This window comes from Loktanella sp. SALINAS62 (genome assembly GCF_018263905.1).
Lineage (GTDB): Bacteria > Pseudomonadota > Alphaproteobacteria > Rhodobacterales > Rhodobacteraceae > Loktanella.
In genome coordinates this window covers 108,755-121,593 of record NZ_JAAFZU010000023.1, presented here as the reverse complement: position 1 = coordinate 121,593, position 12,839 = coordinate 108,755, and the positions used below count along the sequence as shown (strand labels likewise).

Below are 12,839 nucleotides of genomic sequence, written 5' to 3'. Positions count from 1 at the left end.
GGCGATCCTATCCGTAGAACTTGTAGTCCTGCTCGATCATCTGACCCAGCGCGTTGTTGTCCCGGATGAAACCGGTGATGAATTCGTGCAGGCCTTCGTCAAAGATCGACGCGATGTCGCGCTTTGTCAGGCCATCGACCATCTGGCTGGCATGGTCCTGACTGGTGTGCCGTTCACCATAGGCGTCGCACAGGCGTTCAAGGTTGGAACAGGTCTGTTGCAGGCTGAACAACAGGCTGCGCGGCAGGCGACGGTCAAGGATCAGGAACTGCGCGACCGATGATGCGGTCATGTCCTCCTCGTCCAGCCAGCGGAACGCACGGTGCGCGCTGACCGACCGCAGGATCGTTTCCCACTGCACGTTGTCCAGCGACGACCCGACAAAACTGGTGCTGGGTAACAGCGTATAGTATTTCACGTCGATGATACGGGCGGTATTGTCGGCGCGTTCGATGAACGTGCCCAACCGGGCAAAGTCATAGATGTCGTTGCGCAGCATCGTACCGTGCAGCGCACCGCGCACCAGCGCCGACTGCTGACGTATCGTATCCAGCACCTTGGGCAGTTCGGTTTCCACGACAGGTTCGGCCAGCAGGTCCTTCATCGTCATCCAGTTGTCGTTGACGGCGGTCCATACCTCTGTCGTCAGGGCGGTGCGGACCAGCCGCGCATTGTCGCGCGCTGATTTGATCACCGACATGACCGACGACGGATTGTCGGTATCGCGCAGTAGAAAATCGATCACGTCCGCGCTGTCGAAGCCTTCGTATTTCTGCGAAAACGCGCCGGCTGCCCCTGCGGTCGTCGCCACGGATTTCCATTCAGACGCCTTGTCCTGACTGCGGGTCAACGCGATGCGAAACCCGGCTTCGATCAGGCGGGCGGTATTTTCGGCGCGTTCCAGATTGCGGAACATCCAGTACAGTCCGCCTGCGGTCTTGCCCAGCATATCAGTCCTCCAGCACCCAAGTGTCTTTTGTCCCGCCACCTTGGGAAGAGTTCACAACCAGTGAACCTTCTTTCAGGGCGACACGGGTCAAGCCACCTGGTGTGATATTGATTCCCTTGGGACTGACCAGCGCAAAGGGGCGCAGATCGACGTGACGCGGCGCCAGACCCTGTTCGACAAAGATCGGGACAGTGGACAGCGACAGCGTGGGTTGTGCGATGTAATTGCTGGGCCGCGCACGCAGCTTGGCTGCAAAATCTTCCAGTTCCTGCTTGCTGGCGGCGGGGCCGACCAGCATCCCGTATCCGCCCGAACCGTGAACTTCTTTCACGACAAGGTCAGCCAGGTTATCCAGCACATAGGACAGGCTGTCGGGTTCGGAACAGCGCCACGTGTCCACGTTTTTCAAGATCGCCTTTTCGCCAGTGTAGAATTCCACCAGTTCCGGCATGTAGCTGTAAATCGCCTTGTCGTCGGCCACGCCAGTGCCGGGGGCGTTGGCGATCGTGATGTTGCCCGCGCGGTAGACATCCATGATCCCCGGCACGCCCAGCGTCGACTCCGGGTTGAACGTCAAAGGATCAAGATATTCGTCATCGACCCGGCGATACAGCACGTCGATCTGTTCGTAACCGCGTGTCGTGCGCATTTTGATATGCCCGTCCACGACCCGCAGATCGTGTCCTTCGACCAGTTGCGCACCCATCTGGTCGGCCAGAAAGCTGTGTTCAAAGTATGCGGAATTATAAATGCCGGGCGTCAGCACAGCGACGCGCGGCTTTCCCTGACACGATGCAGGCGCGCAGGCTGCAAGCGATGCGCGCAGGTTCTTGGGGTAGTCACTGACCGGCTGCACCTTGATCCGTGCAAATAGTTCCGGGAACATCTGCAGCATGGTTTCACGATTTTCCAGCATATAGCTGACACCGGACGGCGTGCGCGCATTGTCTTCGAGGACATAGAAATCGTCTTCGCCAATGCGGACGATATCGGTGCCGACGATGTGGGTATAGACGTTACCCGGCGGCGCCATACCGATCATCTGTGGCAGGAAGGCGTCGTTTTGGGCAATCAGTTCGCGCGGCATGCGGCCGGATCGCAGAATTTCCTGCCGGTGATAGATGTCATGCAAGAAAGCATTGATCGCGGTGACGCGCTGTTCGATCCCTTTGGATAATTTTTGCCACTGACGCCCGGAAATGATCCGCGGCACCAGATCGAACGGGATCAACCGTTCCTGTGCCGCGTCCTCGCCGTAGACGTTGAAGGTGATGCCGGTCCGGCGAAAAAACGCTTCTGCCTCTTCGTGTTTTGATCGCAGGCGTTCTGGATCCTGCTGATCGAACCACGTGCGATAGGTGGCGTAGGGCGGGCGGACCTGATCGGCTGGCCCACGCATTTCATCGAAATGTTTTTCTGTATCATCCATCAGGTTACGGTAGCGCTTTGCCGTCGGTCTGCAATGTCTGGTTTCGCAGCTCAGCTTTCTTGAACATGGACTGCCTGTTCCTTTAGCTGGACGACGCCGAAACTGGTCAAGAAAGAGACATCTGCCGCATCGCGCCCCACACCGGTCAGGACCATGCGGTCAGTGGTCGTCATCTCGGTGGGGTCAACAAGGTGCCATCCGCCATCCAGAAACACCTCTGCGACAGCATGGAAATCAGGCGGGCTGATATCGGGGCTATAGACAGCGGCGATGCGTGCGGGGATCGCACTGCACCGGCACAGCGCAATCAGCAGATGCGCGTAGTCGCGGCACACTCCCCTGCGGTCGGCAAATGTATCCTGCGCAGTCGTGTTGGCCGTGCTGACACTATTATCGTATACTAGGTTCGACGTGATCCAATCGCGCATCGCCACGACCTTTGCCCCGCCCGACAAATGGGAAAAAGTATCAAGCAGATCTTCGTAACCCGTGGCCCCGCAATAGCGAGACGCCATCAGGTATTTGATGTCGGGCGCGTTCATCTGAAACAGTGGCGTAGCCTGAAGACGCGCCAAATCGTGCGCAGGGCGATCAATGCTGACGTGGGCGTGATAGCTCAGTTTCAGCGGTTCATCGATGTCCATCCAAATCCGTTCACCAATGCCTTCTTCACCAGATGTCGCGCGCCAGTGGCATCCGTCGGGAACCAAAAGCGTTTCGTCTGTGACGTGTTGAAATGGGTCTGTCACGGCGCGCAGCTGCAACAGCAGCGTCACGCGGTCAGGCACCTCGTAATCCAGATGAACCCGAATGTCGCAGTCCAAGGCAAAGTCCAATCAATACGGAAGGAAGTTTCCAACTACCTAGGCTTTCTGCCGGGGCGCGCAAAGGGTCAGGCATAAAGAACGTCACGAAACACGCGCGCCACGCTTTGATCGCGGTTGATAGCCAACCGCCGCATCGGTTTTCGCGGGGTCACCATAGTTCGCTGTATTCAGGCCGCGACCGGGGCAGGGGCAGATCTGACGTTCCAGAACAGCAGCCCTGCGACGACCACAACGCCACATAGATTGATCAACAAGCTACCGGGCCACATACAGGCAATTCCTGCGACGATGACAACAGCGCGCATCGGCCAGCCAATGACGTTTTCCATGCAGCCCTGCAATCCGGCGGCCAGCGCGTAGATGCCCACCACGGCAAAGCCAAAGACGGTCAGTACCGCGCCCCAGTCGTCACTGAGCAGCGGCGTATAGGCAAACAGGATCGGCACGATATACAGCCCTTTCGCCAGCTTCCAACTGGCAAAACCCGTGGCCATCGCCGGTGCTTTGGCAATCGCGGCGGCGGTAAATGCCGCCAGTGCCACGGGTGGCGTGACGTTGCTGTCCTGGCTGAGCCAAAACACGATCATATGCGCCGACAGCAGCGCTGCCGTCGCGGCTGCAGGGCTGACAACCAGATCGCGCAGCGGTGCGGCAACTTCCAACGGCAGGCTGCCAATCAATGCGCTTGCATCAGCGCGCGCCATCGGCGCCATGATTGCCTGCATGGCGTCCGGCGCGCCCAGCATCAGCACGGCACGCGCGGCGTCGGGCAGATTACCCGCCACCAAAGCGTCGATCACAAATCGGTCCCCGATCATGCCCGCCAACGCAGGTGCGGACAGGGTCGCAAGCACAATATAGGCTGCCGTCACTGGCAGCCCCATGCCCAGTATCAGGCTGGCCAGTGCGATCAGAATGATGGCGATCAGGATGTTACCCCCGGCCCAGTCGGATATCATCAGGCTAAAGGTATTGCCGATCCCCGCCGTCGCAATGACGTTCACGATCAATCCCACAGCGCACAGCAGCACGGCCGTCAGGATCATGTTGCGGGTTCCCATTGCCAGTGCTTCGACCACGGCTCTTGGTCCCATCGGGTTTGTGGTCAGCCAACTGGATGCGATCACCGCAATGATGCCAAAAACAGCGGCATAGGTCGGCGTAAAACCAGAAACCAGCATCCCGATCAGCAATGCAATGGGCAGTATGAAACTGGCACCGCCACGCCGGAATGCGCTGCCCAGCGTCTGACCTGTGTTTTCCATCGGCGGCAGGTTTGCGCGCTTTGCTTCGATCCGCACGAAAAAGGCAACGGACAGGAAATACAGCAACGCAGGCAGTGCGGCGGCGGCGATGATGTTTTCATAGGGGATCTGCGTGAATGCAGCCATGACGAATGCGCCAGCCCCCATGATCGGTGGCATCAACTGGCCGCCAGTGGACGAAGCGGCTTCGACCCCGCCTGCAAATTTTGCATTGAACCCCGCCTTTTTCATCAGCGGGATCGTGATGACCCCCGTCGATGCGGTGTTGGCCACGGCAGAGCCTGAAATCGTTCCCGTCAATCCGCTGGCGATCACAGCCACGATGCCGGGTCCGCCGACCATCTTGCCCGCGACCGCCCGCGCCAGATCAACGACGAAATCCCCGGCACCGGATCGCAGCAAAAACGCGCCAAAGATGATGAACAAAAACACATAGGTCGACGAAATGCGTGTGATCGACCCGAACATCGCATCGTCACCATAGACAGACCGAAACGCGACGGTTTCGATGCTGAGCCCGGGAAACCGGAACACACCGCCCACGAATTGCCCCCACCATGACACGTATGTCAGCGCCAATATGATCAGGACCGGGATGATCCACCCGGTCAGGCGGCGTGTCAGTTCTATGGCACCGATCACAGCGACAGCGATGGCGATCCAGTCCGGCACGCTTAGGTTCACGCCGCGGTCATAAATTGCGTTTTCCGCAGTTGCGAGCCACAGCGCAGACGCAGCGACCGCCACACCCAGTGACAGGTCGATGGCCAGCCCCGCGCGGGATGCTTTTGTATTGTGACGCAGCGGGTAATACAGAAACGCCAACAGCCCAAAAACGCCGTAGTGTAAGGCGTTGCGCGTCAGTTCTGACACGACAGGATCAATCGCCACATAAAGATGGGCAAGCGCGATCAGGGCGCAAAACACGGTAAGGACATGGCCCGCAGTCCCTGTGAAATGACGCAATGCGCCTTCGTCGGTATCGTCCGCCATAGTCCCCCCTTGGTCGTAAAAAGGGGCGGGACCGCATGGTCTCGCCCCATCGCATCACGTTACTGCGCAGGTATCAGACGGTCGGGAATATCCATCCCGATTTCCTGATAGTACCGCACCGCACCCGGATGCAGCGGCAGCGGCAGGCCCGCGATTGCCGCATCGATGTTCATCGCGTTCGTCGCGGGGTGGATGGCCTGCAGAAACGGCAGGTTTTCGTAGATCGTCTTGGTGATCTGGTAGACATTTTCTTCGTCTACATCCGCACCGACCGCCAGAAAGTTCGGCTGGGCGACGGTCACAACATCCTCTGTCTGGCCTGAATAGGTATTGGCCGGAATGGTATATGCGGTCCACAGATCGCGCCCGCCATCCGCTGCCGTCCGCTGTTCATCGGTGAAATTCAGCAAGGTTACGCTATCACCCGCAGATGCGAAAAGCTGGCTCAGCGCGCCCACGGGCACACCGGCTGGGGTGCTGATCCCCTTGACCTGACCGTTTTGCAACGCCTCTGCCGCTGGACCGTAGCCGCCGTAAACCAGCTCGTAGTCGGTTTCGACATCGACCCCCAGACCTGACAGCAACGCCGCATTTGACCCCAGCGTCCCAGAGTTCTGCGCACCCAGCGCGACAGCTTCGCCTGTCAGGTTTACGAAATCTTCCATCGTGCCTGTTGGCGCGGCATCGCTGGCGGCGACAAAATGTTCGACGTTTTGCCATAACATGCTGACCGAACGCAGGTTTTCCTGCGGTCCGACGTCTTCCAACGGGCCAGTGCCCGATGCCGCATAAAATCCGTAAAGTCCCTGAAGAATGGCGAATTGAGCCTCGTCTTCACGCAAAAGACGGACATTTTCACCCGATCCGGCAGAGCTGATGGCAGACATGCCGATCCCCATGCCCGGCTGTAGCTTGACCTTGACCAAGGTGGAAAGCGCGACGCCCACTGGATAATAGGTCCCGCCCGTCGATGCGGTCGCAAGGATGTAATCGGATGTGTCCTGCGCCGACGCCATATTTGCGCCAAAGGTCGCAACAACGGCAGCGGCGACAAATGTCGATACTGTTTTCATGGTAGCCTCCCGGTTGGTGGCCCGTCTGGGCCAGAACCGAAACTATGACCAGCGCGCTTTCATATGACAACCATCGAGATACCGCAGGTTTCCGCCGACTGCGGCTGTTTGTCCCTTTTCGCGCTGCCCCGTGTAAATTAGGCGTCCGTTTGAAATGAACGGAGAGTACGATGACGTCCCTGACCCGCCTGATGACCGGAATGATGCTGGTCTTGTTGCCCGGATTTGCCTTTGGGCACGATTACACGCTGGGCGATTTGCGGATCGAACACCCGGTCGCGCGCAGTGCCGCTGCCACCGCAATGACCAGTGCTGGTTATCTGACTGTCCTGAACACCGGTGCAGAAGCAGACACCCTGATTGCAGTCGAAGCACCGTTCACCCGCGTGGAATTGCACAGCGCCATAACCGATGCAGACGGCATTACCCGTATGGTCAAACAAGAGACGGGTATCGTCATCGCCCCCGGCGAAACGCTGACGCTGGCACCTGGCGGCTTTCACGTGATGTTCATGGGATTGAACGGCGATGCGCTGGAAGTCGGTGAAGCCGTCGAAGGAACGCTGGTCTTTGAACGGGCCGGGCGGCTTGACGTCTCATTTAACGTCGAAGACGTGGCCGCGACGGGAGCCGATCACAACTTAAATCACGACACGATGGATCACGACGCCCATATGTCAGGCGACGACTGAACCCGGTCGGGCCGGGGCAATCTAGTCGTTGCTCTGCCCGATCAGTCCGAATTTGCGCAGCTTCACGTAAAGCGATTGCCGCGACAGGCCCAGCATTTCTGCTGCGGCGACACGGTTGTTGCTGGTCAATTCGATGGCGGTTTCGATACACATCTTTTCAACGACATTTGTCGTTTCGGCCACAATATCGCGCAAAGTCGAGCTGCCGACCAGTTCGACCACGGAACTCAGCCCACTGTCGTCGTCGCCGTCCTTCAGGCTCTCGGTTTGCGATTGCTCTCTGATGACAAAGGCAAAAATCGTTGTGTCCGCGGCCTTGATCGCGGTTACGCTCATGTCGACGTCACGCGGGCTGCCATAATCGCCTGCAATACGCGTGGCATACGACCGCAAGCTGCCAGCACGGGCGGCGTTCTGGGTCATGACGCTGAAATCGACCATGCCGCGTTGCAGAAAATCCATGAATGGCGTGCCGCGCAGGTTCAGGTCATGCGCCGCGCCGATCATGTTCAGGAAACCATCGTTTGCAGACAGCATCGCGCCTTCTTCGCTGGTGAACACGATACCGTCGGGGCCAGCGTCATAGATCCCGCGCAAAACCTGCGCCGTCCGGTCCTGATCTGCCATCGCATCGGACGCGCTGCGTATGCGACACAGCAAAATGCGTTCGCCTGCGGATCGGAACATCGTCGGTCGCAGCGTCAGGGGGGTGCCATTCACCGATTTGACCGAAAGCCGTCCATCATCATCTGACATCGCCAAAGAGCCCAGCCTGTCGATCAGTGTGGGCTGTGACCGGGCGTCGAACAGCTTCGTGAATGATCGCCCGACCAATTCTTCGCGCGGGGTTCCGACAAGCCGGGATGCTTCTGCATTCAGGTCATTGATCTTGTCGGACTGCGCCGACACCATCACGACACCATCGGTGGAGCTGTCCATCAGAACCTTGAACCGGGTCTCATAGTCGCGTTGTGCTTCGTAGTCGCGTTCCAATGCCAACTGGGCACTGACAAGCTGCTGCTGCATTTCCGCGACCGGACGCAGATCATGGCCCAGCATCAGGATAACGCCGCCTTCGCTGATACGATGAAAACTGTAGCGTACAGGTAATCCGGTGCGGTCCCCGTCGATCGTATGGTTGACCTCGATCGGACGGACGTTGTCGTCGCCATCGATAAATGCCGACAGGCGTTTGGTGAATTTTTCCTTGCTGTCGATCATCAAAAGGTCGGCCACTTCGCGGCCTTCGACCTTGTCGAACAATCCATCGTCCGAAAAATTGCGGTTCAACAGCACAGACATGACGATGCCTGTTTCCGATACGACCAGACCGACATCCGACACGGATGCCAGAATGCCACCCAGAATATCCGGCCCGATCATCGGAATGTCGCCGTTTTTCCAGTATTTGATGCCGCCCGATGTCATGCCGGTCCGTTCTGTAGGCGAAAGCCGACCTAAGGTTTAGTGAGAGCGCCTGTCGGTTGGCGCAGTAGTCCGCATTGGGTCAGAGCCTCGTCCAGATCAGAGGTCGCAATGTCTGCTCCGATAAGGCGTCCTATATCTGCGCGCGCAGAAAGCAAGGGGCCGCCAACGACAATGGGAACCCCACTGTTGAAAACTCGAACCTGTTTTACGATTTGCCGCAAGGTTGCAACCCCATCACTATGGGACGCGGTCAGAAACACTGCGTCACTTGCTGTGTCGCTGAACCGTGCATGTGCGGATTGTGGTGTCGTGTCCAGCGACAGCGCAACCGACAGACCGCGCCGTCGAATCTGATGGGCCAGCAGCATGGGGCCGAACGTATGCGCCATGTCCTGACAGGAAATCAAAAGAACCGACTTTGTGTCATGACAGCGTGCGTCACCCGGCTGGATCGGCGGGGCAAGCCAGCGCAGGGCTGCCTGCAACCTTGCTGTACCAATTGTCACGTCGGTCCAACCGATGTGATCTTCACGCCATAGGTCACCCAGACTGCAGACCGCACGCGGCAAGAGCACATCAGCCAGAACGATGTCGGTCAGCCCATCGTCCCGCGCCGCCATGACGACATCTGCAACCGCGTCCCGATCCTGCGACAGCGCTGCGTCGCACAGGGCCATTGCCACATCGCCGCCCGACACCCGGCGCTGCGGCAGAACCGATCTGAGCGGCCGGGATGACAAAAGCTGCGACATGGGTAACGGGCGTCCTCTTCACTTGGCCAACGCGGCGGGTGCCACCATAGTCGAAATTTGGCAGCAGATTGTCAAAGAAAATTGACAGATTATCCTGCATTAGGCGAGCGCGCATGAAAAGTTGTTTAAATGCAGATATTTAGAAATTTCTTCTCAGAAGATCTGCTCGGGTAGAAGATCAAGCAATGTGTAACGTATGGTTGACACATACCCAGAATCGCTCCTAATCTGCAATGGCAATGTGTCAGGAGGGCATACCGTGCAGACGACCCTGCAATCTCGGACTGACCATCTCGCCGTCCGCCGGATGGCGCAGCCATTGTATACGGCACGGCAGCGCGAACGCCGCGATGCGACGCGCTGGACGCTGGTGCAGGGGGTGCTTGCGCCCGTCCAATTTATTGTTTTCCTGATCTCTTTTGCGCTGGTGGTCCGGTTTTTGCTGACCGGTGACGGATATCTTGCCGCGACGGTTTCCATCGTAATCAAAACCGGCGCGCTGGCCGTCATTATGGTGACTGGCGCGATCTGGGAAAAAGTTGTGTTCGGCCAGTATCTGTTCGCGCCGTCGTTCTTTTGGGAAGACGTGGTCAGCTTTGGCGTCATCGCGCTTCATTGTGTCTATGTCTGGGGGCTGATCACGGGCGCAATTGACCCGCTGGCGCTGATGTGGGTCACTTTGGCCGCTTATACAGCGTATGTCGTCAATGCCGCGCAATTCGTGCTGAAGCTGCGTCGCGCGCGTCTGGATGTGGCAGCATGAACGTGCCTGTTCCTCCGCCCGGTGGTGGATGCCGCACCGCCCCCGTCCTCAAGCAACGCGGACAAAGGGAAGTGTTCTGTGGCTTGACCGGGATCATCTGGCTGCACCGCAAGATGCAGGATGCCTTTTTTCTCGTCGTGGGATCGCGCACCTGTGCGCACCTTCTGCAATCCGCTGCCGGCGTCATGATCTTTGCTGAACCGCGCTTCGGCACGGCCATCCTCGAAGAGCAGGATCTGGCAGGCATGAAAGATGCCCATACGGAACTGGACCGTGAGGTCGCCCGCCTGCTGGAACGCCGCCCCGACATCCGGCAGCTGTTTCTGGTCGGGTCCTGTCCGTCCGAAGTGATCAAGATCGACCTGGCCCGCGCCGCTGAACGCCTGTCGCAGATCCACGCGCCGCATGTGCGCGTGCTGAACTATTCCGGGTCCGGGATCGAAACCACCTTTACCGAAGGCGAAGACGCTTGTCTCGCCTCCATGGTGCCCGTGCTCAAGGACACGGTGGCGCGTGAACTGCTGCTGGTCGGTGCCTTGCCCGATGTGGTCGAAGACCAGATGCTGGCCCTGCTGGGGCAGATGGGGATCGACAATATCCGTCTGTTGCCTGCCCGCCGGATCGACGACACGACGGCCGTTGGGCCGAACACCGTCTTTGCCCTGACGCAACCCTTTATGGGCGATACCCACGCGGCGCTGATCCGCCGTGGCGCACGGCACATCGCGGCCCCGATGCCCTTTGGCGACGAAGGCACAACGGCCTGGCTGCGGGCGATCGCGCTGGAATTCGGTGTCCCCGATGCGACATTCGACGCCGTGACTGCCGCACCGCGCGCGCGTGCGCGCCGCGCCATCGCGCAGGCCGCCGAACACTTGCGTGGCAAATCCATCTTTTTCTTCCCGGACAGCCAGCTTGAAATTCCGCTGGCCCGGTTCCTGACCCGGGAATGCGGCATGACCGCGATAGAGGTCGGATCTCCTTACATTCACGACGCGATCCACGGCCCCGATCTGGATCTGCTGCCCGCCGGGCCGCAAATCTCTGAAGGTCAGGACGTCGATCTGCAACTCGACCGCGTGCGGGCCGCGCGCCCTGATCTGACCGTCTGTGGTCTTGGCCTTGCCAATCCATTGGAAGCCGAAGGTCTGACCACGAAATGGGCCATCGAACTGGTCTTCACGCCGGTCCATTTCTACGAACAGGCAGGCGATCTGGCAGGCCTGTTCAGCCGTCCGATCCGTCGCAAGGCTGCTCTGCGGCTGGAGGCAGCGCAATGACCGTCGCTTTCGCTGTTTTTCAAATATCCTCGGGGGTCCGGGGGCAGACAGCCCCCGGCGGTCAGCCATGAAGCTGACGGTCTGGACATACGAAGGCCCGCCGCATGTCGGTGCGATGCGCGTAGCCACCGCGATGACAGGGCTGCATTACGTGCTGCATGCGCCACAAGGCGACACCTATGCCGATCTTCTGTTTACGATGATCGAACGGCGCAATCACCGTCCGCCCGTCAGCTATACGACGTTTCAGGCGCGTGATCTGGGGTCGGACACCGCCGGTCTCTTCAAGAAAGCCGCGCAGGATGCCGTCGACCGCTTCAATCCGCAGGCGATCATCGTCGGCGCCTCTTGCACCGCCGAATTGATTCAGGACGATCCCGCCGGACTTGCCGAAACGATGGGTCTGTCGATCCCCGTCATCGCGCTGGAACTGCCCAGCTATAGCCGCAAGGAAAACTACGGGGCGGACGAAACGTTCTACCAGATTGTCCGTCATCTGGCGCAGCCTTGCGACCGCACGGGGCGGATCACCTGCAACCTTTTGGGACCGACCGCGCTGGGCTTTCGCAACCGCGACGACGTCGAGGAACTGACAGGTCTGCTGTCCGATCTTGGCGTCGACGTAAACGTCACGGCCCCGCTGGGCGCGACCCCCGCCGATATCGCCCGTCTGCCTGCGGCACATTTCAACGTGCTGATGTATCCCGAAACCGGAGAGGCTGCCGCACGCTGGCTCGAAAAGACATTTGATCAGCCCTATACGAAAAACGTGCCGATCGGTGTCGCGGCCACCCGCGCATTTGTGGCAGAAGTGCAGGCGCTGACAGGGTCGACGGCCCCGGCCGATGAGTCGCGGTTGCGGCTGCCCTGGTGGTCGGCATCCGTCGACAGCACCTATTTGACAGGCAAGCGCGTCTTCCTGTTCGGTGACGGCACCCATGTCTGCGCGATGGCCCGTATGGCACGCGACGAAATGGGGTTCGAGGTTGCAGGACTGGGCTGTTACAACCGCGAACAGGCCCGCGCCGTGCGCGCCTGCGCAAAGGAAATGGGCGTCGAGGCGCTGATCACCGACGACTACCTTGAAGTCGAAGAGACCATCGCGGCACTGGCACCCGAAATGATCATGGGCACCCAGATGGAACGCCACATCGGCAAGCGTCTGGGTATCCCCTGCGCCGTCATTTCCGCCCCGGTCCATGTTCAGGATTACCCGGCCCGCTATTCGCCGGTCATGGGCTACGAAGGCGCGAACGTCCTGTTCGATACACTGGTCCATCCGCTGGTGATGGGGCTGGAAGAACACCTTTTGACCATGTTCCGCGACGATTTCGAATTCCACGATGCAGCCGGGCCAAGCCATCATGGCGGTCACGCGCCGGTTGCGA

General features: G+C 59.3%; 11 protein-coding genes. 4 read left to right on the top strand and 7 right to left on the bottom strand.

The genetic code is table 11. From position 1 onward, the window contains the following. Positions 1-7: 7 nt before the first annotated feature. The 5 genes from GZH79_RS08120 to GZH79_RS08100 all read right to left on the bottom strand — a co-directional run bounded on the left by GZH79_RS08120 (position 8) and on the right by GZH79_RS08100 (position 6,536). On the bottom strand, positions 8-949 hold the full coding sequence (locus tag GZH79_RS08120) for an alpha-E domain-containing protein (RefSeq protein WP_211643282.1): 942 nt from the start codon (positions 947-949) through the stop codon (positions 8-10). 1 nt (position 950) lies between these two features. After that, on the bottom strand, positions 951-2,378 hold the full coding sequence (locus GZH79_RS08115) for a circularly permuted type 2 ATP-grasp protein (protein ID WP_211643281.1): 1,428 nt from the start codon (positions 2,376-2,378) through the stop codon (positions 951-953). A gap of 50 nt (positions 2,379-2,428) precedes the next feature. Beyond that, positions 2,429-3,202 (bottom strand): transglutaminase family protein, encoded by a 774-nt coding sequence (locus tag GZH79_RS08110; RefSeq protein WP_211643280.1) that lies wholly within the window; start codon positions 3,200-3,202, stop codon positions 2,429-2,431. 170 nt (positions 3,203-3,372) lie between these two features. Then, the gene (locus GZH79_RS08105) at positions 3,373-5,463 is read right to left on the bottom strand and encodes a TRAP transporter fused permease subunit (protein ID WP_211643279.1); all 2,091 of its coding nucleotides are present in this window, start codon (positions 5,461-5,463) and stop codon (positions 3,373-3,375) included. Positions 5,464-5,522: 59 nt separating this feature from the next. Next, positions 5,523-6,536, bottom strand: a complete 1,014-nt coding sequence (locus GZH79_RS08100) for a TAXI family TRAP transporter solute-binding subunit (protein ID WP_211643278.1) — start codon at positions 6,534-6,536, stop codon at positions 5,523-5,525. Between the two features lie 170 nt (positions 6,537-6,706). On the opposite strand from GZH79_RS08100, the gene GZH79_RS08095 reads away from it, so the two are divergent. Then, positions 6,707-7,228 (top strand): copper chaperone PCu(A)C, encoded by a 522-nt coding sequence (locus GZH79_RS08095; RefSeq protein ID WP_249219043.1) that lies wholly within the window; start codon positions 6,707-6,709, stop codon positions 7,226-7,228. 21 nt (positions 7,229-7,249) lie between these two features. Here the strand turns inward: GZH79_RS08095 and ppsR are convergent, their stop codons facing one another. Both ppsR and GZH79_RS08085 read right to left on the bottom strand, forming a co-directional pair. Next, entirely contained in the window at positions 7,250-8,656 is a 1,407-nt protein-coding gene (gene ppsR, locus GZH79_RS08090; protein ID WP_211643277.1) for a transcriptional regulator PpsR, read from the bottom strand. A 29-nt stretch (positions 8,657-8,685) separates the two neighbouring features. Continuing rightward, complete coding sequence (locus GZH79_RS08085; RefSeq protein ID WP_211643276.1) at positions 8,686-9,408, bottom strand: cobalamin-dependent protein; 723 nt, start codon at positions 9,406-9,408, stop codon at positions 8,686-8,688. A 307-nt stretch (positions 9,409-9,715) separates the two neighbouring features. Between GZH79_RS08085 and bchF the strand changes: the two genes are divergently transcribed. From bchF to bchB, 3 genes are all read left to right on the top strand, one after another. Beyond that, positions 9,716-10,171: a 2-vinyl bacteriochlorophyllide hydratase gene (bchF, locus tag GZH79_RS08080; protein WP_211643489.1), complete on the top strand. Its 456-nt coding sequence runs from the start codon at positions 9,716-9,718 to the stop codon at positions 10,169-10,171. Further along, positions 10,168-11,451, top strand: a complete 1,284-nt coding sequence (locus tag GZH79_RS08075; protein WP_211643275.1) for a ferredoxin:protochlorophyllide reductase (ATP-dependent) subunit N — start codon at positions 10,168-10,170, stop codon at positions 11,449-11,451. The genes bchF and GZH79_RS08075 overlap by 4 nt, the downstream gene beginning before the upstream one ends. A 67-nt stretch (positions 11,452-11,518) precedes the next feature. Continuing rightward, the coding region (bchB, locus tag GZH79_RS08070) for a ferredoxin:protochlorophyllide reductase (ATP-dependent) subunit B (protein WP_249219042.1) at positions 11,519-12,839 on the top strand (1,321 nt) is incomplete at its 3' end.

What these genes read in the sequence shown, in the direction of transcription:
- GZH79_RS08120 (WP_211643282.1), bottom strand. Translation starts at nt 949, where the DNA reads ATGCTGGGCAAGACCGCAGGCGGACTGTACTGGATGTTCCGCAATCTG.
- GZH79_RS08115 (WP_211643281.1), bottom strand. Translation starts at nt 2,378, where the DNA reads ATGGATGATACAGAAAAACATTTCGATGAAATGCGTGGGCCAGCCGAT.
- GZH79_RS08105 (WP_211643279.1), bottom strand. Translation starts at nt 5,463, where the DNA reads ATGGCGGACGATACCGACGAAGGCGCATTGCGTCATTTCACAGGGACT.
- GZH79_RS08100 (WP_211643278.1), bottom strand. Translation starts at nt 6,536, where the DNA reads ATGAAAACAGTATCGACATTTGTCGCCGCTGCCGTTGTTGCGACCTTT.
- GZH79_RS08095 (WP_249219043.1), top strand. Translation starts at nt 6,707, where the DNA reads ATGACGTCCCTGACCCGCCTGATGACCGGAATGATGCTGGTCTTGTTG.
- ppsR (WP_211643277.1), bottom strand. Translation starts at nt 8,656, where the DNA reads ATGACATCGGGCGGCATCAAATACTGGAAAAACGGCGACATTCCGATG.
- GZH79_RS08085 (WP_211643276.1), bottom strand. Translation starts at nt 9,408, where the DNA reads ATGTCGCAGCTTTTGTCATCCCGGCCGCTCAGATCGGTTCTGCCGCAG.
- bchF (WP_211643489.1), top strand. Translation starts at nt 9,716, where the DNA reads ATGGCGCAGCCATTGTATACGGCACGGCAGCGCGAACGCCGCGATGCG.
- GZH79_RS08075 (WP_211643275.1), top strand. Translation starts at nt 10,168, where the DNA reads ATGAACGTGCCTGTTCCTCCGCCCGGTGGTGGATGCCGCACCGCCCCC.